The organism is Streptomyces sp. NPDC025806 (assembly GCF_055558275.1).
The window spans coordinates 626116-649383 of sequence record NZ_JBVHMU010000002.1 but is presented as its reverse complement, the minus strand read 5'-3'; the positions used below and the strand labels follow the sequence as shown (position 1 = coordinate 649383).

The 23268-nt window shown below is 69.4% G+C and carries 22 protein-coding genes and 1 pseudogene; 15 read left to right on the top strand and 8 right to left on the bottom strand.

Annotation, left to right across the window (positions count from 1 at the left end):
• Nucleotides 1-81: 81 nt before the first annotated feature.
• Nucleotides 82-576, bottom strand: a complete 495-nt coding sequence (locus ACZ4E1_RS06605) for an NUDIX domain-containing protein (protein WP_467536458.1) — start codon at nucleotides 574-576, stop codon at nucleotides 82-84.
• A gap of 198 nt (nucleotides 577-774) precedes the next feature.
• Here ACZ4E1_RS06605 and ACZ4E1_RS06600 point away from each other — a divergent pair, with 198 nt between their 5' ends.
• From ACZ4E1_RS06600 to ACZ4E1_RS06590, 3 genes and pseudogenes are all read left to right on the top strand, one after another.
• A complete protein-coding gene (locus tag ACZ4E1_RS06600) occupies nucleotides 775-2547 on the top strand; it encodes a protein kinase domain-containing protein (protein ID WP_467536457.1) in 1773 nt (590 codons plus the stop codon).
• A 103-nt stretch (nucleotides 2548-2650) separates the two neighbouring features.
• A pseudogene (locus tag ACZ4E1_RS06595) lies at nucleotides 2651-2761 on the top strand (DUF2267 domain-containing protein); the annotation flags it as partial.
• A 1027-nt stretch (nucleotides 2762-3788) separates the two neighbouring features.
• Complete coding sequence (locus ACZ4E1_RS06590; RefSeq protein ID WP_467536455.1) at nucleotides 3789-4382, top strand: hypothetical protein; 594 nt, start codon at nucleotides 3789-3791, stop codon at nucleotides 4380-4382.
• On the opposite strand, the gene ACZ4E1_RS06585 is transcribed toward ACZ4E1_RS06590, so the two are convergent.
• Both ACZ4E1_RS06585 and ACZ4E1_RS06580 read right to left on the bottom strand, forming a co-directional pair.
• Nucleotides 4357-4995 carry a DUF6518 family protein gene (locus ACZ4E1_RS06585; RefSeq protein ID WP_467536453.1) on the bottom strand — a complete coding sequence of 213 codons (639 nt, stop codon included), beginning with the start codon at nucleotides 4993-4995 and terminating at the stop codon, nucleotides 4357-4359. The genes ACZ4E1_RS06590 and ACZ4E1_RS06585 overlap by 26 nt on opposite strands.
• A gap of 374 nt (nucleotides 4996-5369) precedes the next feature.
• The gene (locus ACZ4E1_RS06580) at nucleotides 5370-6542 is read right to left on the bottom strand and encodes a serine hydrolase domain-containing protein (protein ID WP_467536452.1); all 1173 of its coding nucleotides are present in this window, start codon (nucleotides 6540-6542) and stop codon (nucleotides 5370-5372) included.
• An 886-nt stretch (nucleotides 6543-7428) separates the two neighbouring features.
• Here ACZ4E1_RS06580 and ACZ4E1_RS06575 point away from each other — a divergent pair.
• A complete protein-coding gene (locus ACZ4E1_RS06575) occupies nucleotides 7429-7680 on the top strand; it encodes a hypothetical protein (protein WP_467536450.1) in 252 nt (83 codons plus the stop codon).
• A gap of 464 nt (nucleotides 7681-8144) precedes the next feature.
• Here ACZ4E1_RS06575 and ACZ4E1_RS06570 read toward each other — a convergent pair whose 3' ends face one another.
• Nucleotides 8145-8627 (bottom strand): RICIN domain-containing protein, encoded by a 483-nt coding sequence (locus ACZ4E1_RS06570; RefSeq protein WP_467536448.1) that lies wholly within the window; start codon nucleotides 8625-8627, stop codon nucleotides 8145-8147.
• Nucleotides 8628-8705: 78 nt separating this feature from the next.
• Here ACZ4E1_RS06570 and ACZ4E1_RS06565 point away from each other — a divergent pair, with 78 nt between their 5' ends.
• Both ACZ4E1_RS06565 and ACZ4E1_RS06560 read left to right on the top strand, forming a co-directional pair.
• A complete protein-coding gene (locus ACZ4E1_RS06565; protein ID WP_467536446.1) occupies nucleotides 8706-8957 on the top strand; it encodes a hypothetical protein in 252 nt (83 codons plus the stop codon).
• A 286-nt stretch (nucleotides 8958-9243) separates the two neighbouring features.
• Nucleotides 9244-9417 carry a hypothetical protein gene (locus ACZ4E1_RS06560; RefSeq protein WP_467536444.1) on the top strand — a complete coding sequence of 58 codons (174 nt, stop codon included), beginning with the start codon at nucleotides 9244-9246 and terminating at the stop codon, nucleotides 9415-9417.
• A gap of 41 nt (nucleotides 9418-9458) precedes the next feature.
• On the opposite strand, the gene ACZ4E1_RS06555 is transcribed toward ACZ4E1_RS06560, so the two are convergent.
• Nucleotides 9459-9818 (bottom strand): hypothetical protein, encoded by a 360-nt coding sequence (locus ACZ4E1_RS06555; RefSeq protein ID WP_467536442.1) that lies wholly within the window; start codon nucleotides 9816-9818, stop codon nucleotides 9459-9461.
• A gap of 604 nt (nucleotides 9819-10422) precedes the next feature.
• Between ACZ4E1_RS06555 and ACZ4E1_RS06550 the strand changes: the two genes are divergently transcribed.
• The 5 genes from ACZ4E1_RS06550 to ACZ4E1_RS06530 all read left to right on the top strand — a co-directional run bounded on the left by ACZ4E1_RS06550 (nucleotide 10423) and on the right by ACZ4E1_RS06530 (nucleotide 16370).
• Nucleotides 10423-11796, top strand: a complete 1374-nt coding sequence (locus tag ACZ4E1_RS06550; protein ID WP_467536440.1) for an MFS transporter — start codon at nucleotides 10423-10425, stop codon at nucleotides 11794-11796.
• A 125-nt stretch (nucleotides 11797-11921) separates the two neighbouring features.
• Complete coding sequence (locus ACZ4E1_RS06545; protein ID WP_467536439.1) at nucleotides 11922-12782, top strand: shikimate dehydrogenase; 861 nt, start codon at nucleotides 11922-11924, stop codon at nucleotides 12780-12782.
• 21 nt (nucleotides 12783-12803) lie between these two features.
• Complete coding sequence (locus ACZ4E1_RS06540) at nucleotides 12804-14600, top strand: bifunctional sugar phosphate isomerase/epimerase/4-hydroxyphenylpyruvate dioxygenase family protein (protein WP_467536438.1); 1797 nt, start codon at nucleotides 12804-12806, stop codon at nucleotides 14598-14600.
• An 82-nt stretch (nucleotides 14601-14682) separates the two neighbouring features.
• A complete protein-coding gene (locus ACZ4E1_RS06535) occupies nucleotides 14683-15339 on the top strand; it encodes a TetR/AcrR family transcriptional regulator (protein ID WP_467536436.1) in 657 nt (218 codons plus the stop codon).
• A gap of 53 nt (nucleotides 15340-15392) precedes the next feature.
• On the top strand, nucleotides 15393-16370 hold the full coding sequence (locus ACZ4E1_RS06530) for an L-threonylcarbamoyladenylate synthase (RefSeq protein ID WP_467536434.1): 978 nt from the start codon (nucleotides 15393-15395) through the stop codon (nucleotides 16368-16370).
• A gap of 102 nt (nucleotides 16371-16472) precedes the next feature.
• Here the strand turns inward: ACZ4E1_RS06530 and ACZ4E1_RS06525 are convergent, their stop codons facing one another.
• Nucleotides 16473-17114, bottom strand: a complete 642-nt coding sequence (locus ACZ4E1_RS06525) for a carbonic anhydrase (RefSeq protein ID WP_467536433.1) — start codon at nucleotides 17112-17114, stop codon at nucleotides 16473-16475.
• A 126-nt stretch (nucleotides 17115-17240) separates the two neighbouring features.
• Between ACZ4E1_RS06525 and ACZ4E1_RS06520 the strand changes: the two genes are divergently transcribed.
• Both ACZ4E1_RS06520 and ACZ4E1_RS06515 read left to right on the top strand, forming a co-directional pair.
• Nucleotides 17241-17717, top strand: a complete 477-nt coding sequence (locus tag ACZ4E1_RS06520) for a MarR family winged helix-turn-helix transcriptional regulator (protein ID WP_467536432.1) — start codon at nucleotides 17241-17243, stop codon at nucleotides 17715-17717.
• 166 nt (nucleotides 17718-17883) lie between these two features.
• Nucleotides 17884-19476, top strand: coding sequence for an MFS transporter (locus ACZ4E1_RS06515; RefSeq protein WP_467536430.1), 1593 nt, complete (start codon nucleotides 17884-17886; stop codon nucleotides 19474-19476).
• A gap of 38 nt (nucleotides 19477-19514) precedes the next feature.
• Here ACZ4E1_RS06515 and ACZ4E1_RS06510 read toward each other — a convergent pair whose 3' ends face one another.
• Together ACZ4E1_RS06510 and ACZ4E1_RS06505 are read right to left on the bottom strand one after the other, a co-directional pair.
• Nucleotides 19515-19979 carry a hypothetical protein gene (locus tag ACZ4E1_RS06510; RefSeq protein ID WP_467536429.1) on the bottom strand — a complete coding sequence of 155 codons (465 nt, stop codon included), beginning with the start codon at nucleotides 19977-19979 and terminating at the stop codon, nucleotides 19515-19517.
• Nucleotides 19980-20186: 207 nt separating this feature from the next.
• Nucleotides 20187-21104 (bottom strand): LysR family transcriptional regulator, encoded by a 918-nt coding sequence (locus ACZ4E1_RS06505; RefSeq protein WP_467536428.1) that lies wholly within the window; start codon nucleotides 21102-21104, stop codon nucleotides 20187-20189.
• 136 nt (nucleotides 21105-21240) lie between these two features.
• On the opposite strand from ACZ4E1_RS06505, the gene ACZ4E1_RS06500 reads away from it, so the two are divergent.
• Nucleotides 21241-22242: a fumarylacetoacetate hydrolase family protein gene (locus ACZ4E1_RS06500; RefSeq protein WP_467536426.1), complete on the top strand. Its 1002-nt coding sequence runs from the start codon at nucleotides 21241-21243 to the stop codon at nucleotides 22240-22242.
• Nucleotides 22243-22295: 53 nt separating this feature from the next.
• The gene (locus tag ACZ4E1_RS06495) at nucleotides 22296-23258 is read left to right on the top strand and encodes a cyclase family protein (protein ID WP_467536424.1); all 963 of its coding nucleotides are present in this window, start codon (nucleotides 22296-22298) and stop codon (nucleotides 23256-23258) included.
• Nucleotides 23259-23268 lie beyond the last annotated feature (10 nt).

The window sequence follows — 23268 nt, the reverse complement described above, 5'->3', positions numbered from 1 at the left end:
CAGGTTCTGGGCCGTTCTCAGAGTGCGTGCCAGCCTGATGTCTCGGATCCGTGGCACTTCTTCAGTCGGCCTGCTGCTCGGTCACCACGTCCGGAGGGCGAGATACCGACTGAAGGCCTCGTGGCTGTCGGGAGTGAAAGGCCAATCCAACAGGGCCGAGTGAAGCTCGGACTCGGTCAGCCAGCCATACCAGGCGACTTCATCGGGATCGCGGGTCACAGCGTCCGGCACCACGGCTTCATGCACGCCGAGCCAGTGAGGGCTCAGGCCGCTGCGGTTGATGAACGTGAACAGCAAGCGCGGCTGGCCATGGATGCCCAACTCTTCGGCCAACTCCCGCCCGGCAGCCTGTTCATAGGATTCACCGACACCCACGGCGCCACCGACCATGACCTCATAGAACCCGGGGAAGCGCGACAGCTGCTCCGACCGCCGATGGACGAGGATCCGACCACGCTCATCACGACACACCGTCGAGGCGATTCGATGCAGCCAGCCCTCCCGGGTGGCCTGCCGACGGGTGACCACCCCCAGGACACGATCTTGACAGTCGACACGCTCCACCAGTTCCTCCATGAAGCACACCCTGGCAGCCCCCACTGACAACGCCGTTTCTCGGCGAGCCGTTCTCATAACTCGACAACAGTTCACGGACGGCAATGGCGGATGACGGTTTTGCGTTCTGGAGTACGGAACGGAGCATCATCGGTGAAACCGTCATCGTCGGCGGGCCGTCTCCTCTAGCCTGACCAGTTGTTTGCGTGCCGTAGGTAGGTGGTGCTGAAGGAGGCTGTGCCTGTGCGGGCCCTGTCTGGGGACGATCCGGTGTGCGTGGCGGACTACCGGCTGCTCGGTCGGCTCGGCGAGGGCGGGATGGGCGTGGTGTACCTGGCCCGGTCCCCTCGTGGGCGCATGGTCGCAGTCAAGTCGATCCGTCTCGAGCTGGCGGCGTTACCTGACTTCCGCCTCCGGTTCGCTGAGGAGGTCTCCATCGCCCAGAGGGTGGGCGGGGACTGGACTGCGGCAGTCCTGGATGCGGACCCGCATGCCGAACGCCCCTGGGTGGCCACCGCCTACGTCCCCGGCCCCACTCTCGCCGAGGTGGTCGCCCGTCATGGGCCGCTGCCGGAACGTTCGGTGCGCGGGCTGGCCTCTGGTCTGTGTGACGCGCTTGCCGACATCCACGCCGCCGGTCTCGTCCACCGCGACCTGAAGCCCTCCAACATCATGATCACCATCGATGGCCCGAAGGTGATCGACTTCGGGATCGTCCGGGCCCTGGACGGCCCGACCCACGGCGGACTGACCTCCACCGACGTGATCGTCGGCACTCCCGGATTCATGGCGCCCGAGCAGGTGCGCGGGGAACGTCTGACTGCCGCCTGCGACATCTTCTCCCTGGGCTCGGTGCTCGCCTTCGCCGCCAGCGGACGTCTCCCCTTCGAGACATCCGAAGGGCGCTCGCACGCCCTCATGTACCGAGTCGTGCACGAGGAACCCGACCTCACCGGCGTTCCGGAGCCGCTGCTCCCCCTGATCCACGACTGTCTGGTCAAGGATCCTCAAGCCCGGCCGCCGCTGTCCACGCTCCAGCAACGCCAGGAGACCCAGTTCCGGCATCTCGGTCCGTGGCTGCCCGCCCCGGTCCTGGCCCAGCTCGGGCAGGACGCGGCCCAGCTGCTGGAACAGGAAGATCCCCGCACCGGGCCGGCCGCCGGGGCCATCCCGCCCCCGGCGCTGCCGCCGCAAGGCGAGACTCTGACGACCCCCGGCCACGGGCCCGCCGCCCGGGCCACCGCCCCGGACCAGCCGCAGCAACCACCTCGTCCCCGGCCAGAGGCAACAGCGTCACCACGCACCTTGGCTGAGGAACGCAGCGGTCCGCATGCGGCCACCGTCGGGGTATACGTGACTCTGGCTCTGTACGCGCTTGCGGCGCTGGGCGCCACCATCACGCAGTTGAACATGCTGGGCGGAGACACCTTCACAAGCAGCTGGGGCGTGGACGAGGAAGTGGCCTATCCCTGGGGCTATGCCCAGGTCGGCACCGGGATCAGTCTTGCCGTGGCCTGGCTGATCTGGTGCGCCCGGATGCGTGCAAACGCTGAGGAATTCGCCCCTGGACGGCTGCGCTACGAGCCCCGGATGGCCGTCACTTCATGGCTCATCCCCATCGGCAACCTCTTCCTGCCCAAGCAGATCGCCAACGACGTCTGGCACGCCTCCAGCCCAACCTCCCTGGGCGGGACCATGGCTCCGGCTGCCCGACTCCACACCTGGTGGGGCTTCTGGGTGGTCACCGCACTGACATCGCCGTTGTTCTGGTACTGGTCAGCCTTCGAGTGGGCCTCCTCCGACAACTTCGTCAGCCACGACAACGGGCTGTCCTACGGCGAGGACGGCTACGACAGCTGGTACACGTACGACTTGGGGACGACGGGATGGGCGGCGCTACTCCTGCGCCTCCTCGTGTTCCCTACCGTCGTGGCGACAGTCCTGTACGTCTCCCGCCTGACCGCCCTACAGCGGACACGCCGGGACACCTGACGACAGGCCCACCGGCGCTCGGGCCCCTCCTGCCCGACGGCGCACGAACGCCCGGTCCGCGTGCCGCACCGTGGGTACTCAGGTCCTCGGCCTGCCCGCCCCTGCAATTGGCTCCGCGGTCGCCGACACCGCCGTAGACGAGCTCCTCGAGGAGATCCTGCTCCAGCTCCCAGCAGGGTTCGACCTGCTCTTCGGCCGCCCCCAGCCCACCTGACCACCGGTGCTACGCAGCGGGCCCAGGGACTCGTCCCTGCTCGGTGGACTGCCGCGCTCAAATCTCCCGGTGGGTGCGGCGCGTAGCAGCTCACGACGATGCAGTTGCGTGACTCGCATGGCCGCGCCTGCGCTCCTCGGTCATGAATCTCGACGGCGACACCACCGCCGACGACCGCCCGCCACGCCGCTCCCCGTGCTCACGCTCGCCGAGGTGCACGAACTTGATACTGCTCCTCTCCGCCGTCACCTCAGGCGTAGGGGCCGGCGAGAAGTTCACCGGCGTGTTCCTGTCGAATCACGCCGCCCGCGTGCGGCCAGACGAGCATCTAACTCCTGACCTGCACACAACGCGCCTCTTGTGATCCGCAGGCACATCACGGTAGATGAGAGGGATCAGGAACGGGGGTTCCTGCCGATCACATCTGGGGCGGGATGCGCGAGGGACGTAGCAGTGCGAAGAACTTGCGCGGGGATCGGTCGCTCGTTGTGCGGCTCGCCAGGACGATGGCGCGCTGGGGTCGGCCCGCCAGTGTGCTGGTCATCTCGATCCTGGTGGTGTCGTTGATCACGGAGGAGAGCAGGATGTCTCGCGCGCTCGGGGCACTCGCGCTCGCCTCGATCTCTATACATCTCGGCCGTCGTCGCTAGGTTCCCGGTCGCGATCGGGCGCTCCCCCGACCCGTCGGGCCGGACTTCAGCCCTTACGTGCTGCGCCACCCCGATCATCGCGTCCTGGCTCGCTGGGCGAAGCTCGGCCTGCGTCGTGCTCGCGACACAAGGAGCAGTTGCGAGCGTCACGCCCAGGGGTGGCAGCGGCGGCCTGGTTCAGCAGGCGCCAGCGGGGTGCCACGGGGCTGAGGGGCTTGGGGGCCGAGGTGTACGTGTCTGTGTCACGTGATCAAAACTTCCTGGTACACCATCCCGCCGACCGCCACACCGCCCCAACTGCCACTGATGGCACCCAGTTCGGACTACTGATCGATACGGTCAAGCGTTGATCGTCGTCTCAGGGAAAGGAAAGCCGAATGAATCTCGCCGACAGACATCAGGGTTTGGCGCGTGGCGCGTTATGGGTTGCCGAGTCGGCCGAGGACGCCTACCGGCTGGGTGGTCTTGATCGCTTCCTCAAACCATGGGTCCGGGACAGACTGGACTCCTTGGCCGGTCTGCTCGACAGTTGCGACACCAGCCGTCAGATGGCCGAGGACACGAGGTCCTTGGCCCAGACGGCGGCTGAGTACTCTCAGCTGCGGCGCCAACTCTTTTCGGACGTTCACCACACGCGCCCGGAGCCACCCTGGCGGATCGTAGGGCAGACGGCGATGGCGATCCGGGCGCAGTCCGGAGTTCTTCTGCGACAGCCGACGTTCGTCCTGCGCCGGATGGGTGCCGCATCGGACGTGCCCGGCGCGGCAACGTGGGACTTTACGGTGATCGCCAATCCGTCCGACCCGGCAGACGAGGGCACGTCGTTCGTGGTCATGGTGTCGACAGGCGACCACACCGGCGGAGTACCCGTTCAGGTGTCGAAGGAGCTCGAGAGCGAACGAGCGTGGTACCAGCAGTTGGAGTACGGCTTCTACGCCCTGGGAATCACGCCGATCCGAGCAAGCCGTTGAGGATGCCCTTCACTGCGAGGTAGAAGACGAAGCCGCCCGCGGGAGCAAGCGTGGAGCACAGCCAGTAGCGGTGCACCCCGGTGCGCGCCAGGTAGACGGTGAGGAGGGCGGTGAGTAGCACGCCGACAGTCAGGAAGGCGACCGCTTCTCCCCAGTAATGGAGCCCCAGCCCCAACCAGAGCCCCTCACCCAGCACCACCGTCGTGATCACAGCCCCGGCTACCGCCCGCACATCACCCCGGCCGCGTCGAATTGTCCACCCTGCCCATCCCAGCAAGGGCCCTCCGGCCAACCCCGCCACCGACCACACAGCGGCGGTACCGAGCCCTCCGCTCCCGAAGGTGCCTCCAAGGGCGGATGCCGCGTAGTAGCCCCAACAGGTGGCAAGCATCATCAACGCACCTCCCCAGACGGCGAGTTGCCGTTCACGGATCAGTGCACCGGCTGTGGCAGTCCAGAGGATCCAGGTGGACGACGAGTTGGTCGCCCGCTCCAACAGAGGTGTCATTCCGTGCAGGCCGTACGTTGCCCAGCCGAGCAGCAGCCCGAAAGCGGCGGTCACGGTGAGCACGGCAACGGGGGTGTTACGGCGGAATGCGGTCAGGGAAGCCATGCTCCAGGACTATACATTGAATGTATACGCTCAATGTATAGTCGCAATGAGTCCTATGGCACGCGTTGATCAGCCCTCGCCGCAGTACGCTCACCCTCGCCCCATTCGCTCAGGGCGGCCCTGGAGGCTCAATCGGGCAGGGGCGCGAACACGCACCTGCCACAGCCGAGGCGTACCCCTGGCCATCGTCGTCACACGGTCGAGCGGTGCATCAACAAGCTGAAGCAGTGGCGCGGCCGCCGCCGGAAACGGCCTGGCAGACAGAAGCTCCGCTGCGTCTCCGCCGCGGCAGCTCAACGCCGGCAGGCAGAAGCGGTTTCCTGCCCCGAGATGCCGGCCGCCCGGGTCGGAGGCTTCGGCGGCATCATCCGGGATCAGTCGAGGAAGGCCGGGAGGGCGAAGCGGCGGGCCAGCTTTTCGCCATCGTCCTTCGCACTTTCGGCGTTCAGTGAGTAGACGACCGTGCGTGACAGCTGACGGTCGCCCGCGATGACCGTGTGGTAGCCGGGGCGGGAGCCTGTCTTCGCCCAGATGATGGTGCCGCCGCCGAGGTCGAGACGCTGGAAGCCCATGCCGTACTGGCGGTCGCCGTCGTACTCGACGTGGCCCGCGGGCAGGCTGAGCATGGCGTCCAGGAGCGGGGCGGGCAGCAGGGCGCCGGAGAAGAGCCCGGTCAGCAGGCGTTCCAGGTCTACGGTGGTCGAGATCATGTCGCCGGCTGCGCGGCGGTCCACCATGTTCCACTCCGTCACGTCGACGCGGTGGCCGTCGACCTGTGCGTACGCCCGGTTGTGGACGCCGTGCACGAACGGGTCGCCGGGGCTGGGGAAGCCGGTGTTTCGCATGCCCAGGGGGTGCAGTACGCGGAGCTGTGCCTGGTGGGCGTACGTGTCCTTGGTGACGCTCTCGATGAGGAGGCCCAGGACCGTGTAGTGGATGTTGGCGTAACGCTGGACCGTGCCGGGGGCCGACAGGGAGCCGCCGGCCAGGGAGGCCGCCACGACCTGGCGGGGGGTGAGGGTGCGGAAGCGGTTGGCGTACAGCTCCTCGTCGGTCTCGCCGAGGCTCGCACCGTCGCGCAGGCCGCTGGTGTAGTCGAGGAGCTGGCGGACGGTGGGGATCCGGTCGGCGGGGAAGCCGGTGGGGAAGAGTCCGGGCAGGTAGCGGTCGGCGCGGGCGTCGAGTGCGACCTTGCCGTCCGCGACCAGGCTGAGGACGGTGGCGGCGGTGACGATCTTGGTGACGGAGCCGGCACGGAAGCGGGCGCCGGGCCGCGCGGGGGCCTGGGTCACGCGGTCGCGGATACCGGCCGAGCCGGCCCAGGTCTCGGTGCCGCCGACTCTGATGAGGGCGGCCGAGACGTCGTCGTCCGGTACGCCTTCCAGGGCCTGCTGGAGCGCCTGGACGCCGGAGCTGGGGGTGGAGGTGCCGACGGCCGTGACGTGGGTGGGGAGTGTCGGGGCGGCGGCCAGCGCGGTCCCGCCGAGCGGGGCGAGGGTGGCGGCGACGAGGAGGGTGGCAATGGCAATGCGACGGACCGGCTTCATGGGGTGACTCCTGCGAGGTGGGGTGTCGTGTGCCGTTCGGGACGGGACCATCCTCGTGAGCGGGGCTGCTCCGGCGGATCGTCTGCCCGGGGGAGAGCGCACCCCGAGATCCGTGCGGGAGTCAGCGGCGGAACCCCTGCGGGACAGAGGGGAGTTGTGTCAGGGTTCCCCGGCTTGACACCCGGGACCTCCCGACGCAGCGGACCATGGCGGCTTCAGCGTCGTCACGACCGCGCCCGGACCGGAGCTGTGCGAGGACTTGAGCTCCTGGAGGTCGGCGCCGGCGCGCCCTGGCCAACGTCTCGGTGACCTGGATCGATCACCCCCATGTGCCCGCCGACCTCCGCGACATCCTCGCCGACGCCCGGCCCGTGCCCGCCGGCTCGTAGCGTCTCGATGTCCGGGCGGGAAGCGTGACGGCGTTATCGGCCGGCCCCGCCGGCTGCATGGCGGACGCGGTGTTCTGACGCGGGCGCTGACGGCGCCCGCGTCAATGGGGGTGGCCCCGCACACCACTTGGCCGGACGCAGAGCGCGAATGTTGGGCGCGGCCGTGGAACCAGAGCCCAGAGTGCGTCGTCCTGCTCGGCATGTGCTGAACCATCGGAGGTGCGTTATGGACGGCGATCCGCCATGGTGGGGGATCTTCGCGATCTCGGCCGGGGTGACTGTGGTGCTGGGGGCGGCCCTCATGTTCTTGATCGCCGTGGCCGCTCTTGGGGCGAGCTGGTTGCGTCGAAAGCTTGGACGCTAGCTGCGAGGCGTGACCAACAGATCAAAGTTCGGTGACACACGCTCAACCTGCGCTGTCACAGGACAGTCAGGAGCGCCGAGCAAGAGTCGGAACGGCTTCCACCCTGAGCCCTTTGGAGCACTAGCATGCGGCGATGTCAGACTTCATAAAGCAACTCCCGGCCCTGCTCGGGGTGATGATCGGAGCCTTCGGCTCGTACGTGGTGGTCATGCGTGGTGATCGGGCGAGGTTCCATCGGGAGCACGCAGCCCGACGGCAGGAGCAGCAGCTGGCGGCCTACACCGACTACGCGCTGACGCTGAAGAAGACCGTCCCCCTCCATCGTCGTGGCGCAGCACTCTCGGCCACGACGGCTATCCGCACCCCCTGCCGGCCGCAGAAGTAGCTCCCTTGCTGGTCGACGCTGCAGACTCCCGGTCCGTAGCCGGAGAAGGGCTGCTGATGCCCGGCTCTGCGGACGTTGTAGAGGCTGCGCACGGGTGGGCGGTCACCGTCATGGAGGTTGCCGACCTTCTGCGTGCTCCTGGCTGTACCGCTGACACGTGGTTGGTGCAGATCGAGAAGCAGCGCATGGCCCGGGAGAAGTACTACGCGGCGATCCGGCGCGACTTGGGACTGCCGCCCGGCCACTCGGGTCGGTGGCAGCTCTCGCCGACTCGGCCCTCCTGAGTCAAACCGGCAGGATCTCGAACTGGCCGTTGTGGTCCTCGGTGATCGAGTACTCTCACGCACCGGTCCCGGACACTGAGGATCGGTTTGGCTTCACAGAAGTCGATGATGACGCCCCTCTTCGTAGCCTCCCAGCAGGAGCTGTTCGGTCGGGCCCGGCGGGACAGGCGCCGACAGCGGTCAGGCGTAGAAGGGGGCCCACAACCGGGATCCGCCGCCGTCGCACGCGTTCAGGCTGACGTGATGGATCGCCCCTGACCCCGCGACAAGACAGGTCTTCGTTGCGTTGTTGATCAGTTGGTACCCATCCTGGGCACCGATGTCGTGCACCTTCCACAAGGCGGCCGGATCGTCGGCCAAGCACTGCCGCATCGTCGGCATTCCGTTGCGGGCCACCAGACACAGCTTGTCGCCGACGTTCTGCCGGACTTCGGTCAGCGTTTCCAGGCCATCGAACATCAGCCAGGTCTGATACGCGCCACCGTTACAGCCCGTCGTGTAGGGGCCGTAGTCAGACCTGTAATCGAGGCACTCCCCCAGGCTGTAAGCCACGCTGCGCACCTGCATGTACGCCATCCCCGCAGCCTGTGCGGGCGCGGCACCGAGGCCCCAGCCCAGAGCAGCGGCCGCCGCCACACCTACCGCGGCAATCTTCTTCAGCACGCGTCCTCCCCGTTCCTTGGCACGATGTCTGCCCGGGGCAGATTAAAGAGGAGAACCAGAACGCGCGACAACGCGCAAATGAGCCTGTTCTGCCACCTGTCCTCGCTCGAACTGACCACGCTCAAGGGCAAAGTCCCGACGTCGGCCAACGGCTGGTCTCTGGAGAGGGGAGCGAACCACGTCTCCCCCGCGTGGACCCGCTCCGTCGCCGGTAACGGCCTGAACGTGGAGGTCCGCATCGGTGGCGCGGAGGCCAGCCTGCTGCACGTGGTGGGCAACGCCGGGTGCTGCTCGGCCCGGGCAAGGGATCCTCGGTCGTCTCCAGGATGAGGCCGGGTTGGTGAGGCAGATGAGCAACCGGCGTGAACGGTCGGCCCACCGCGGCGGCGCGATTCATCGTCCGTTCATTCGAGGAGCTCACGGGAAACGGGCCAGCCAGACCACCGGTTTCCCCCTCGTCATCGGGACCGTGATCGACGCCGCCGGCATCACCCAGGACAACTAGGACAACTACGGCGGCGCAGTCTTCTGCGTCCTGGTCGGCGCGGGCGCATCACTGGTCTTGCAACTTCAAGCACAGCCGCAAGCAGGGCTCACGACTCCACAGAGCCCGCGCATGGAAGAGCAGCTGGTCAAGCGACTGTCTGAGGTGCGGGCCGAGCGGGACGAGTTTGCCGTGACCGAGCGGGTGCGGTTCGTCCTCGACGGGGCCCGGAGAATGGGCACAGCCGAGAAGGCTTCACTCTTCAAGGTCGCTACTTCACACCGTCACCTGGGGCAGTACAGGTGAGCCGGGTGGATGGCGGGCTGGACGCGCCGGGCGGGCTTCCGCTACTTGCGGCTGAGGGTCTGGGCGTCCCCGTTGTCAGGATCTCCCACGCTGCGCCGCATCGTCGGATGCTCCTTCGAGCCGCCGAATTCCCACGGGTTGCCGTCGCAGACGGTGGTCCACAACTTCTCCGCTACCTTGCCGTCGGGATACACGCCCCACTCGCCGGTGCCGCTGCACTGGGACACCTTGTCGCCGTCGTTGTTGAACTCGGCGAGGTTGGTCACGACGACGGTGCCATCATCCTTGAAGAGCAGGGTCCCCGTATCGCCCTCGGTCCAGGTGCCCACGATGTCGGCCCGAGTCAGCGTCTGTTGCTGCCACATACACCCCGTAGCCAGCGTCAACACCGCGACCGCCACAGCCACTCCCCGCGACCCCGCAGCGACTCGCCCTCGTTCATCAGGCATGACTCCCCCTTACGTACGGCAAACGCCGGTTGCTTCGCGCACCAGATCGTCAAGCGCTCACGCTGCCATGAAAATTGAACATGTTCAACTCTGTTCGGTACGCACCGGCTGCGCCGACTGCATCCGGCCGGCCCCCGCCCGGTCCCCCGCAGCCGGTCACGGCGCAGCGAGCACCGGATCAGCGACAACGACTCCCCGATGGCATGTCGCTAGTGGGTCTCCGTCGACCGCCTGCGCGCCAGTCGCGCCGTTCCAGCCGCGCACCCGGTACCACACCTCGGCGAGGAGAACCGGAGCGTCGTCCGGGGCCTCCGCGGTGGCCACCGCCTCGCCCGTGCGGGCGTCCGCGCTTTGTTACGGGCGGATGTATTGACACCGGTCAGGGCGGCGGGCAGCATCCCATCCAAGTTAATTAACTATCTAGTGCGTTAACTGTTTCGGCCGGGCATGCGACACTCGCCCTGCGCCTGGCCTCCCCCGCAACACGCCGTTCACGTACCCGCGCCACCCGCTGCCCGCGCCGACCGGGCCGGTGGCTGTCCCCCGAGGAGTCCACGTGTCCGCTCACCCGCACGCCGGCGGGGTGCCGCCCGCTCCGCCCCAGGGCAAACCTCGCAAGGCCGCCCTCGCCGCCTGGATCGGCAGCGCCCTGGAGTACTACGACTTCTTCATCTACGGCAGCGCCGCCGCGCTGGTCTTCCCGAAGGTCTTCTTCGCGCCGGACGACCCGGCGACCGCGACCCTGATCTCCCTGGCGACCTTCGGCGTCGCCTACGCCGCGCGCCCCGTCGGAGCCCTCTTCCTCGGCCACCTCGGTGACCGGCTGGGGCGGCGGACGATCATGGTGTGGACCCTGATCCTGATGGGTCTGTCCACCTTCCTGATCGGGTGCCTGCCCACCTACGCCCAGGCCGGCACCACCGCCCCGGTGCTGCTCGTGCTGATGCGCGTGCTGCAGGGCCTGTCCGCGGCGGGCGAGCAGGCCAGCTCGAACGCCATGACGCTGGAGCACGCGCCGGAGCACCGGCGCGGTTACTACACCAGCTTCACCCTGAACGGCACCCAGGCCGGCCAGATCCTCGCGACCCTGGTCTTCATCCCCGTCGCGGCGCTCCCCGACGAGCAGCTGTACTCCTGGGGGTGGCGGATCCCGTTCCTGCTGAGCGCCCTCGTCGCGATCGCGGGGTACGTGATCCGCCGGACCCTCGAGGAGACCCCGGTGTTCCAGCAGGCCTCCGCCGGCCAGGACGTGGCCAGGATGCCGCTGGCGGAGCTGCTCAGGAACCACTGGGCCGACGTACTGCGGGTGGTCGCGGCGGCCCTGATCGCGACGGTCAGCACGATCTTCTCCGTCTGGGCACTCTCGTACGCCACGAGCGAGGCCGCGGGGCTGACCAAGTCGGGGATGCTCTGGGTGAACGGCTGCGCCAACGCGGTGGCGCTGGTCGCCATCCCGTTGTGGGCGAAGCTCTCCGACCGGATCGGCCGCAGGCCGGTCTTCCTCGTCGGCGCACTCGGATCCGGCGTCATGATCTTCGTCTACCTGTGGGCGATCTCCACGGGCAGTTATCCCCTGGTCTTCGTGACCGGCCTGCTGTTCTTCGGCGTCGTCTACAGCGCGGCCAACGGCATCTGGCCCTCCTTCTACAGCGAGATGTTCCCGGCCCGCGTCCGGCTGTCCGGCGTGGCCGTCGGCACCCAGACCGGCTTCGCCGTGGCCGGGTTCGCCGTGACGTTCGCCGCTCAGATCGCCGGCCCGAACGGCGACAACTGGGTGGGTGTCGCGGCCTTCACCGCGGCCTTCTGCGCCGTCTGCGCGATCGCCGTGGCGACCGGGCGCGAGACCCACAGGACACCCACCGCCGAACTCGGCCTGCACCGCTCGGCCGAACCGGAGAGGGCATCGCTCCGCGAGCCGGCCACACGCTGAGCGAACCCACCAGCTGGACCCCGGGGCCGGGGTGGCCCTCGCCAAGTATTCCCACCGGCCACCCCGGCACCGTAATGTACGAACTAGTTAGTTATTAAATGGCGTCCGAACCACGGGAGCATGGGATGACCTCGTACCTCACCGGCCTGATCGGCAGCGGGATCGGCCCCTCGCTGTCCCCCGCACTCCACGAACGCGAGGCCGACCGGCACGGCGTCCGTCTCGTCTACCGCACCCTCGACATCGACGTGCTGGGCATCGCTCCCGAGGACGTCGGCGAGCTGTTGCACGCCGCCCGCCGACTCGGCTTCGACGGACTGAACATCACCCACCCCTGCAAGCAGCTCGTGATCGAGCACCTCGACGAGCTGGCCCCGGAGGCAGCCGAGCTCGGCGCCGTGAACACCGTCGTCTTCAGGGGCGGCCGAGCGATCGGGCACAACACCGATGTCACCGGCTTCGCCCAGTCCTTCGCCCGCGGCCTGCGCGACGTCCCGACCGAGCATGTCGTCCAGCTCGGAGCGGGCGGGGCCGGCGCCGCGGTGGCGCACGCCCTGCTGACCCTCGGCGTCGACCGCCTCACCCTGCTCGACACCGACCCCGTGCGCGCCGACCGGCTGGCCGGCGCGTTGACCGAACACTTCGGCCCCGGACGGGCGTCCGGAGCCGCCGTGGCGGAAGCGCCGGAGCAGCTCGCCGACGCCGACGGGCTCGTCCACGCCACCCCCACCGGGATGGCCGCCCACCCCGGGATGCCGCTGCCCGCGGAGCTGCTCCGCCCCGCGATGTGGGTGGCCGAGGTGGTCTACCGCCCGCTGGAGACCGAGCTGCTGCGCCGGGCAGCGGCGCTCGGCTGCCGCACGCTCGACGGCGGCGGCATGGCCGTCTTCCAGGCCGCCGACGCCTTCCGGCTCTTCACCGGCCTCGAACCCCACACCGAACACATGCTCACCGACCTCGCCCGCCTGGCCACCACCCCGGTCTGAGTCCTCAAGAGGAGCACACCCTTGCGCAAGTCGATCGCCACCGTCTCCCTCAGCGGCCCGCTCTCGGAGAAGCTCACCGCCATCGCCACCGCCGGTTTCGACGGCGTGGAGATCTTCGAGAACGATCTGCTCACCACCTCGCTCAGCCCCGAGGACGTGCGCCTGCGCTGCGCCGACCTCGGCCTGAGCATCGACCTCTACCAGCCGTTCCGTGACTTCGAGGCCGTCCCCGCCGAGCTGCTCGCCCGCAACCTCCGGCGCGCGGAACGGAAGTTCGACGTGATGGAGCGGCTGGGTGCCGATCTGCTGCTGGTCTGCTCCAGCGTCGCCCCGGAATCCCTCGACGACGACGCGCTCGCCGCCGAACAGTTGCGACTGCTCGCGGACCGGGCACAGCGGCGCGGAATCCGCATCGCGTACGAGGCACTCGCCTGGGGCCGTCACGTCGACACGTACGACCACGCCTGGCGGATCGTCGAACAGGCCGACCATCCGGCCCTCGGCACCTGCCTGGACAGCTTCCACATCCTCTCCCGGGCCGGCGATCCCGCCGGCATCGCGGACATCCCCGGCGAGAAGATCTTCTTCCTCCAGCTGGCCGACGCACCGCTGATGGCGATGGACGTCCTGCAGTGGAGCCGCCACTACCGCTGCTTCCCGGGCCAGGGCGGCCTCGATGTCGCCGGTGTGGTGGCGGCGGCCGTCAAGGCCGGATACCGAGGCCCCCTGTCCCTGGAAGTGTTCAACGACGTCTTCCGGCAGGCGGGCGCGGCGTCCACCGCCGTCGACGCGCTGCGCTCCCTCCTTCTCCTCGAGGAGTCCGCGGGACTCGCCGCGCCGCCCGCTGCGGCCGCCCCGTCGGGTTTCGCCTTCGCCGAGCTGACCGCGGCCGACACCGAGCCGCTGCGCGGCGTCCTGGGGGCGCTGGGCTTCTCCCGGGCCGGACGGCACACCTCCAAACCGGTCGAGCTGTGGCAGCAGGGCGAGGCCCGGATCCTCGTGAACACCGGCGCGGGCGGCCACCGCGGCGGACCCGCCCTGGCCGCCATCGGCCTGGAGACCCCCGACCCGGCACAGGCCGCACAGCGCGCTGAGGCGCTGCTCGCCCCCGTCGTCCCGCGCCGGCGCGGCCCGAGGGACACACCCCTGGACGCCGTCGCGGCACCCGACGCCACGCAGCTGTTCTTCTGCCGTACGGGCAGGCCGGACCATCCGAGCTGGACAGACGACTTCACCGGCCTGCCGCATTCGCCCGCGGAGCCGGCCGGTGGCATCAGTCGCATCGACCACATCGCGCTGACCCAGCCGTGGCACCAGTTCGACGAGGCCTCACTGTTCTACCGCAGCGTCCTGGGGCTCGAGGCCGAGGAGAGCCTCGACCTGGCCGACCCGTACGGGCTGTTCCGCAGCCGCGCCGTCGCCGGCCCGGACGGTGGCGTGCGGATCGCCCTCAACGTCGCCCCCGCACCGAGCGAGGAGAACGTCCGCTTCCAGCACATCGCCCTGGCGACGGACGACATCGTCGCCACGGCCCGTCTCCTGCGGGAGCGGGGTGCGGGGCCGCTGCCGATCCCCGACAACTACTACGACGATCTGGACGCCCGCCACGACCTCGAGCCGCACCTTCTGCGGACGCTGCGGGAGTTGGGCATCCTCTACGACCGCGACGAGACGGGAGAGTTCTTCCATTGCTACACCCCCACGATCGGGCGGGTCTTCTTCGAACTGGTGCAACGCGCCGGCGGCTACCGCGGCTACGGGGCGCAGAACGCGGGTGTCCGGTTGGCCGCGCAGCACGCGTACCAGCACGGCGTCTGACCCTCGCGGACGCCCACGACCTGCTGTGACGGCCGACGTTAGACTGACGGGCCCCGGACAGTCCGTCTCAGCGAGGAGCCGCATGGCCGCCGTTCCCCCGTCAGCCAAGCCCGCCCGGCGCACCCGCGACGCGGCTCGGACCCAGGCGGAGATCCTCGACGTGGCCACGGAGGAGTTCGCCCGCCTCGGCTTCACGGGCGCGCGCGTGGACGAGATCGCCGCCCGCATGCGCACCACGAAGCGGATGATCTACTACTACTTCGGCAGCAAGGAGCAGCTCTTCACCGCGGTCCTGGAGCGGGCCTACGCGGTCATCCGGCGCCAGGAGCAGCAGCTCGACGTCGAGCACCTGGACCCCGTGTCCGCGATCCGCCGCCTGGCCGAGCTCACCTTCGACCACCACGAGGCACACCCCGATTTCATCCGCCTGGTCAGCATCGAGAACATCCACGAGGCCGAGCACATCGCGGCAGCCTCGAGCCTGGGCTCCCTCAGCTCCCCCGCGACCGAGGTCATCGGCCGCATTCTGGAGGCCGGGCGCGAGCAGGGCGTCTTCACGGCCGACGTGGACGCCGTCGATGTGCACGCGATGATCAGCTCCTTCTGCTTCTTCAGAGTGGCCAACCGGCACACCTTCCAGGCGCTGTTCGGACGTGACCTCACCCAGCCGGGGCGGCGCGAGCACTACCGGACGATGCTCGGTGACATGGTCATCGCGTACCTGACATCGACGCCCTGACCTTTCCGCGGACGGTCCGGAGGTGCTCTCGTCGGCCTTCTAGGATTGGCGACGTGAACGCAGGAACCCATGACATCGAGAAGGCCGCCGGTGTGCTGCGCGCCGGCGGTCTGGTGGCTCTCCCGACCGAGACGGTCTACGGACTGGGGGCCGACGCCGAGAACCCCGAGGCCGTCTCGCGCATCTTTCAGGTCAAGGGGCGTCCGCCGTCCCATCCGCTGATCGTCCACATCGGCGGTTCCGAGCAGTTGGACGACTGGGTGCGGGACGTACCCGCGACCGCCCGACTGCTGGCGGAGCACTTCTGGCCGGGGCCTCTCACGCTGGTCCTGCGTCGGGGGCGACGGGTCCCCCTCGAAGCGACGGGCGGCTTGGAGACGGTGGCCGTACGGGTGCCCGACCATCCCGTCGCCCTCTCGTTGCTGGCGGCGTTCGGCGGCGGTGTCACGGCCCCGTCCGCCAATCGTTTCGGGCAGGTCAGCCCCACCACCGCCGACGACGTCCGTGACGAGCTCGGCGACGCCGTCGACTTCGTGCTGGACGGCGGCCGCTGTGCGGTCGGTGTGGAGTCCACCATCGTCGACGTCACGAACGAGATCCCGACCGTCCTGCGGCCCGGCGGGGTGACACGCGAAGACCTCGAAGAAGTGCTGGGCCACCCGATCGACGTTCCTTCGGCGAGCCCGGTCCGGGTGCCGGGCCAGCACCCCTCCCACTACGCCCCGCGCGCTCGCGTCGTCCTCGTCGAGGCGGATGAGGTCGCCGCCGAGGCGGAACAGGCCCAGGCGTCGGGGCACCAGGTGGGTGTCCTGCTCCCCGCCGCCCTCACGGACGCCGACGTGAAGGCGCACACCGTGGTGACGGTCCCGGGTTCGATGTCCGACTACGCGCGCCGACTGTACGGGTTCCTGCGGGAGTTCGACGAGCGAGGATGCGACCTCGTCATCGCGTCACTGCCGGCGGAGACGGGGTTGGGACTGGCGATCGCCAACCGGCTGCGGCGCGCGGCGGGGCCCCGGCCCGTCGTATGACCACGGGCTGATGCTGTGCTGCGCGGCCTGCCGTCTCAGGGCAGGCTGCGGCAAGAGTGCGGTCAGCGGTCGGGCCGGGGTCCGGCCGAAGGTGGTGGACGGTCACGAGGCAGCGGTCGCCGACGTGCCAAGGCCGCGGGTTGCCACGAGCTGTGCGCTGCCGTCGGCCAGTCGGTACGAGAGCCCCACCACGCCGAGACGGCCGGCGTCCACGGCCTCGGCCAGGGCGCGGGAGCGTTCCAGCAGCAGGTCCACGGTGTGCTCGATGTGCTCGGCCAGGATCTCGTCGGGCTTATCCCGCCTGGCGGCACGGGCGGCGAGCACGCTCGGGGTCACCCGTTCGACCACGTCACGGACGAAGCCGCCCGGCGTCTTACCGGTCTCCAGCGCGGAACAGGCGGCGCCGACGGCGCCGCACGAGTCGTGGCCGAGCACGACGACCAGCGGGGCACTGAGCACGCTCACGCCGAACTCGATGGAACCGAGAACCTCGGTGCCGGCGACATGGCCCGCGGTGCGGACCACGAACAGGTCTCCCAGCCCTCGGTCGAAGATGATCTCGGCGGCCAGCCGGGAGTCGGAGCACCCGAACAGCACCGCGAACGGCTGCTGAGAGGGCGCGATCTCCGTACGCCGGGCCGCGTCCTGGTTCGGGTGCTCGGACGTGCCGGCGACAAAACGCTGATTGCCGGCCATGAGCAGCTCAAAGGCGTCGCGGGGCGTCAGGTTCTGGGTATCGGTCATAGGGCCAGCCTACGAGGGGCACCACAGGCACCTCGGGCGAGGAGCCCGCCGGGCCCCCGACGGGTACCGCCGGTAGAGCCAGTAGGTATCTTGACATAGCTATGCTGCCAGACCTAAGGTCCTGGCGTGCCCGAGACCAGCGCGTCCGCCCAGGACATCGACCACGTAGCCGCCGGGCTCGTGGCATGCCTGCCGACGCTGGCACGCGCCATGGAACGGCAGATCGGCGCAGAGGTTGCGTACCCGAAGCCGCCCGAGGCGCAGCTCGCGCTCCTGCGTCACGTCGCGGCCCATGACGGCGTCACCGTCCGCCGGGCGGCAGACGCTCTGCTGATGAAGCCCAACAACGTCAGCGCCCTGGTCACGCAGTTGACCGAACAGGGCCTGCTGGAGCGTCGGCAGGACCGGGAGGACAAGCGCATCGCGCATCTGCACCTCACCGCGCTCTCCCGTCAGCACCTGACGGAGGTCCAGCACCTCATGGGCAACCAGGTCGCCCGCGCGTTGCGCACCATGACCGACGGCGAACTGGACGCCCTCGGCTCGGCGTTGTCCTCGCTGCAGACGCTCAACGAGCGCCTTCACCCCGCCGCCACCGGCTGATCCCGCGTACAGGCCCGGCCTGTACGCGGTGACGGCGGCGGCCCCTTCTCGCCTCCCCGGCCAGCCGTGTCCGCACGCATCCGCGCCGGGCACGGCGCACCCCTGCGGGGACGCGCACTGCCGTCCGCCGCCACCTGCCCATTTGCCTGACAAAGGACGCATACCCATGTCCGCCGAAGTTTTCAACTCCCCTGCTCCCCCTGCTCTTTCGGCAGATTCGACCGAACCATCCGGCCGTCGGTCCAACCCGTGGCTGACCCTCGTCGCCGTCGCCTTCGGCCTGTTCATGGTCGGCCTGGACGGATCGGTCGTGTCGATCGCCAACCCCGAGATCGGCCGCGACCTGAACGCCTCCACCGCCGACCTGCAGTGGGTCACCAACGCCTACCTGCTCGCCCTCGCCGCGACCCTCATCCTGGGCGGCAAACTCGGTGACCGTTTCGGCCGCCGCACCTTCTACCTCATCGGCGTCGCCGGCTTCACCCTCGCCTCCGTCGCCATCGGCCTGGCAGGCTCCATCGACGGCGTCATCGTCTTTCGTGCCCTCCAGGGCTTCTTCGGGGCGCTGCTGATGCCCAACACCCTGGGCATGCTGCGTGCCGTCTTCCCGCCGAGGAAGTTCGGCATGGCCGTCGGCATCTGGGCCATGGTGTCGTCGGTCTCGACGGCGCTCGGGCCGATCGTGGGCGGCCTGCTCGTCGAACACGTCAGCTGGGAATCCGTCTTCTACATCAACGCCCCCATCGGCGTCGTCGCACTCCTCTTCAGTGCGGCGGTCCTGCCCCAGAGCAAGAACATCGCGGCGGCGAAGGAGAAGTTCGACATCCCCGGCGTCGTGCTGCTCGCACTCGGCCTGCTCGCCGTCGTCTTCGGCGTCGTCAAGGGCGAGACATGGGGCTGGACTTCGGCCGGCACGCTGGGCGTCATGGGCGCGGGCGTCGTGATCCTCGTGCTCTTCGGCCGGCACGAGACCCGGTTGGCACACCCGCTTCTGCCCATGCGCCTCTTCCGCAACCCGGCCCTGACCATCGGCACCGTCATCACCGCCCTCAACTTCTTCATCCTGCTCGGCGTGATCTTCTTCGTGATGCTGTACCTGCAGAACGTGCGGGGCTTCACTCCGGTCGAGGCCGGCGTGCGCACACTGCCGCTCAGCCTCGCCTCGGTGGTCGCCTCCCCGATGGGCGCCGCGCTCACCGAGAGGTTCGGCCCGCGCCTGACCATGCCGCTCGGCATGGCGCTCCAGGCCGTCGCCTGCTTCATGATGCTCGGCTGGGGCGCCCACTCCGCGTACACCGCGATGTGGCCCCCGTTCATCGCGCTCGGCCTCGGCGTCGGCATGGTGATGGCGTCCTCTTCCGATGCCATCGTCGGCAACGCGCCGGTGAAGGACGGTGGGGTCGCGGGTGGGCTGCAGGCCACCGCCCTACAGATCGGCGGCGCGCTCGGCACATCCGTCCTGGTCTCCCTCATCAGCAGTCGAGTCGGCTCGACCCTGACCGCGGAACTGACCTCCTCCGGCGTGCCCCTCGACGCGGCCGCTCGTCTGTCCGAGGCGAAGGACGCGGTGGCCATGGGCGTCGCACCGATCTCGGGTGACATGCCCGCCTCTTTCAAGTCGGCGGTCGCGGAGGGCAGTCACCAGGCATTCATGAACGGCGTCCACAGCGCCGTGCTGGTTTCCGGAGTCCTGTGTGTGCTCGGCGGACTGCTCGCTGTCGTGGGCGTGCGGCGCAACCCCGGAACCGCCCGTCACTGAGGCGTGGCGGGCCTCCCCGGCTGAGGCCCGGCCGGACGTCATCCCAGGTCGACCCTCCCGTTCAGGGAGCGGAGGAGGGCGTGCTGGCGGCGGACCTGGTCGCGGCCTCGGTAGGGTTCGCGTCGCCCCTCGTACTCGCTGGAGAGCCAGCCCTGCCACCCTGCATCGCGCAAGGTCGTGACGATGTCGAGCCACGGGATGTGCAGGTCGTGGAGGTCGTCGTCGATCTCGAAGAACTTCGCCTGGATGAAGTGCACGTGCGGCAGCACGTCGGTGAGGTCGGACATGGGGACGGCCAGGGGTTCCAGGAACGCGGGGCGCTTCTTGCCCTCGAAGCCCTCGTGGCCGTCGTCGACCGGTACCGTCTGGAAGCCTACGGGCTGCCCGCCCCGCGCATCCACTACCCGCACAGCGATCGCGATCTGGCCACCATCGAACAGGCCGAGAAAGCCGTCGCCGAAGCGGGAGCCGCCGTCGGTATCCCCCTCGACGACAGCCCCCACGTGCTGCCACCGGGGAGCTCACTGCACTAACAGGGCACCACGCGCACGGGCTCCGCCGACGACGGCACCAGCGTCTGCGCCGTCCGGCTCGCATCGTCCGCGGCGCGGAACATCGCCACAGGCCAGAGCGGGGTCGGTGCCCTCGGGCACCGTTTCCACGGTGGCGTCCGGGACAGGTGCGTGCTCGGTCTCTGCGCTCCTCGCGGATCACTCACCCTGCACCGGCGACAGTCCCGCCCCCACCCGCGCCGCCGTCTCCCGCAGCCAGATGTGTGCGGCGTCGTGCGTGTGCACCGGATGCCACCACAGCGCTTCCTGCAGCGGCACCGCCTCGTACGGGGGTGCCACGACCCGTACGGGGGCGATCGGCGCGAGCAGGCGGGCCAGGCGGGCCTGGACCATGGCGATGCGGCGGGTGCCGGCCACCAGCAGCGGCAGCAGCTGGAAGCTGTCCACGGACACCTCCACACGCGGCTCCACCCCGAGCATCCCGAGCTGGCGTACGGCCGGGGCGTCGTAGGTCCGCTGGTACGTGACCCAGGGAAGGTCCGCCAGGTCCTGTCGGGTGAGCCCGTCGGTGACGGACGGATGGTCGTCGGCGACCACGAACACCCACCGGTCGTCGTAGAGGTCGGTGGCGGGGAAGCCGCTGATGACGCCGTGGGGCATGAGCAACCCGTCGACGGTGCTGAGCAGGGTGGCGGTGTCATCGACCACGGTGGGCGGTGTCTGGGCGAAGCGCAGCCGGATTCCGGGGGCTTCCTCATGGACGACGCGGGCGAGTTCGGCGCCGAAGACGGAGACGGCGTAGTCGGACGCCACCAGCTTGAACTCCCGGCTCTCCACCGCCGGATCGAACTCGGCCTGGCTGGAGAAGAGGCGTTCGAGGACGTCGTAGGCGGTGGAGGTGCGGTCGAGGAGCACCTGGCCGAGGGCGGTCAGTTCGTAGTGGCCGCCGACGCGGGCGAGCAGGTCGTCGTCGAAGTGGCGGCGCAGCCGGGACAGGGCGGCGCTCATGGCGGGCTGGCTGAGTCCGACGCGCTGTCCGGCACGCGTGACGTTGCGCTCTTCCAGCAGGGCGCGCAGGGCGACGACGAGGTTGAGGTCCAGGCGGGCCAGGTTCACGGACTTTCCCTTGCTCTACGGTGTCGGGCGACGCTGACCTGCGGACATCTGTCGCACGGATGGCAGTCATCCACACAATCGATTTCCCTGATCTCTGGTGACGGGTCCAGATTAGTCGCACCGCAATCAGGAGGACATGTCCGTGAAACCCGCTCCCGCATCCGCGCCCTTCGCCGGTCCTTTCGCCCTCGCGACGCTCTCCGCCCCGAACTGTCCGAAGTTCCCCGCCCTGGTCACCGCCGACGAGCTCGTCGTGGACCTGCGCGCCGCCCTCGACGACGAAACACTCACGGTCCGGCGGCTCCTGGAGCAGTGGACGGCGCTGCTGCCGCGGCTGCGCTCCTTGAGCGAGGACAACACTGCGCAGCGCAGGGCCCTGTCGGAGTTCCGCGTGCACGCGCCGCTCGAGCCGCGCCAGGTCTTCCAGTCCGGGGCCAACTACCGGCAGCACGTCATCGATCTGCACGTCGCCCACCGGGCGCCCGGAGACGACCGCCCCGAGGACGAGCGTCGCGCCGAGGCCGCCGAGATCATGGACCGGCGGGCGCAGGAGGATCTGCCGTACGTCTTCATCGGCCTGCCGAGCGCGATCACGGGCCCCTACGACGATGTCGTCCTCCCCGCGTGGGCCGAGAAGCCGGACTGGGAACTGGAGTTGGCCGCCGTCATCGGCCGTCCGGCACACCGTGTCTCCGTCGAGGAGGCCCTGGAGCATGTCGCCGGTTACACGATCGCCAACGACCTCACCGACCGGGCGACCGTCTTCCGCCGGGACATGCCGCAGATCGGCACGGACTGGCTGCGCAGCAAGAACGCTCCCGGCTTCACGCCGCTCGGCCCGTGGATCGTGCCCGCCGAGTCGATCTCCGACCCCGGAGACCTGCGGCTCGTCCTCAAGCTGAACGGCGAGACCATGCAGGACGAGTCCACCAAAGACATGATCTTCAACGCAGCCCGCATGGTGTCCTACGCCTCGCAGACCGCCCGTCTCCTTCCCGGCGACCTGGTCCTGACCGGCTCCCCCGCCGGCAACGGCATGCACTGGGGACGCCTGCTGCGCGACGGCGACGTGATGGACGGCGCCATCACCGGGCTCGGCGCACAGCGCACCCGATGTGTGGCCGAGGTGACGTCATGACCACGGCGGGACCTCTCGGGTCTCCCGAGTCTTCGAAATCTCCGGAGTCTCCAGTGCCTTTGGACCGGAACGACCCCGAGGGCGCCATCGCCGAGGCCGCCGAGGCGTACTCCAACTGGGGCCGCTGGGGCGAGGACGACCGTCTCGGCACCCTCAACTTCCTCGACGCGGCCAAGCGTCGCGAAGGCGCGGCACTGGTCCGCCGAGGGGTCAGCTTCTCCCTCGCGCAGTCCTTCGACATGGACGGCCCGCAGAAGGGCTGGCGGCGGCGCACCAACCCGGTGCACACCATGCTGGACACCGGCACCGACGCGGCCCTCGGCAACCAGGGCTTCCCGCACGGCATCGGCGGCGCCGACGACGTCATCGCGATGCCGCTGCAGTGCTCGACGCAGTGGGACGGGCTCGGCCACATCTTCGACCACGGCAAGGCGTGGAACGGGCGGGCGGCCGAGAAGGTCGTCACCTCCGACGGCGACCTCGTCACCGGAATCGAGCACATGGCGCCGTACGTGGCCGGGCGCGGCGTCCTTCTGGACGTGGGCCGCGTCGTGGGTGAGGGCGGCGAGCTGCCGGACGGGTTCGCGATCACCGAGGAGCATCTGACCGCGACGGCGGACGCGCACGGCGTGGCCCTCGGCCGGGGCGACATCGTGCTGGTGCGTACGGGACGGCTCGCGCGGGCCCGGCGCGAGGGCTGGGGCGACTACGCGGGCGGCCCTTCGCCCGGCCTCTCCTTCACGACCGCCGGCTGGCTGCACCGCACCGAGATGGCCGCGATCGCCACGGACACCTGGGGCTTCGAGGTCCGGCCGAACGAGTTCGAGCACGCCTTCCAGCCGCTGCACCAGGTGGCCATCCCCAACATGGGGCTGCTCATCGGCGAGATGTGGGATCTGGACGCGCTGGCCGAGGACTGCGCGGCCGACGGCGTGTACGCGTTCTGGCTCACCGCCGCTCCCCTGCCCATCACCGGCGCCGTCGGCTCTCCGGTCAACCCGATCGCCGTCAAGTAGTCCCCACAAC

Bases quoted from the DNA above. Each gene is read 5' to 3' on its own strand.
- ACZ4E1_RS06525 (WP_467536433.1), bottom strand. From the start codon at position 17,114: ATGACCGATACCCAGAACCTGACGCCCCGCGACGCCTTTGAGCTGCTC.
- ACZ4E1_RS06580 (WP_467536452.1), bottom strand. From the start codon at position 6,542: ATGAAGCCGGTCCGTCGCATTGCCATTGCCACCCTCCTCGTCGCCGCC.
- ACZ4E1_RS06545 (WP_467536439.1), top strand. From the start codon at position 11,922: ATGACCTCGTACCTCACCGGCCTGATCGGCAGCGGGATCGGCCCCTCG.
- ACZ4E1_RS06605 (WP_467536458.1), bottom strand. From the start codon at position 576: ATGGAGGAACTGGTGGAGCGTGTCGACTGTCAAGATCGTGTCCTGGGG.
- ACZ4E1_RS06500 (WP_467536426.1), top strand. From the start codon at position 21,241: ATGTCCGTGAAACCCGCTCCCGCATCCGCGCCCTTCGCCGGTCCTTTC.
- ACZ4E1_RS06590 (WP_467536455.1), top strand. From the start codon at position 3,789: ATGAATCTCGCCGACAGACATCAGGGTTTGGCGCGTGGCGCGTTATGG.
- ACZ4E1_RS06515 (WP_467536430.1), top strand. From the start codon at position 17,884: ATGTCCGCCGAAGTTTTCAACTCCCCTGCTCCCCCTGCTCTTTCGGCA.
- ACZ4E1_RS06585 (WP_467536453.1), bottom strand. From the start codon at position 4,995: ATGGCTTCCCTGACCGCATTCCGCCGTAACACCCCCGTTGCCGTGCTC.
- ACZ4E1_RS06565 (WP_467536446.1), top strand. From the start codon at position 8,706: ATGAGCCTGTTCTGCCACCTGTCCTCGCTCGAACTGACCACGCTCAAG.
- ACZ4E1_RS06575 (WP_467536450.1), top strand. From the start codon at position 7,429: ATGTCAGACTTCATAAAGCAACTCCCGGCCCTGCTCGGGGTGATGATC.
- ACZ4E1_RS06535 (WP_467536436.1), top strand. From the start codon at position 14,683: ATGGCCGCCGTTCCCCCGTCAGCCAAGCCCGCCCGGCGCACCCGCGAC.
- ACZ4E1_RS06560 (WP_467536444.1), top strand. From the start codon at position 9,244: ATGGAAGAGCAGCTGGTCAAGCGACTGTCTGAGGTGCGGGCCGAGCGG.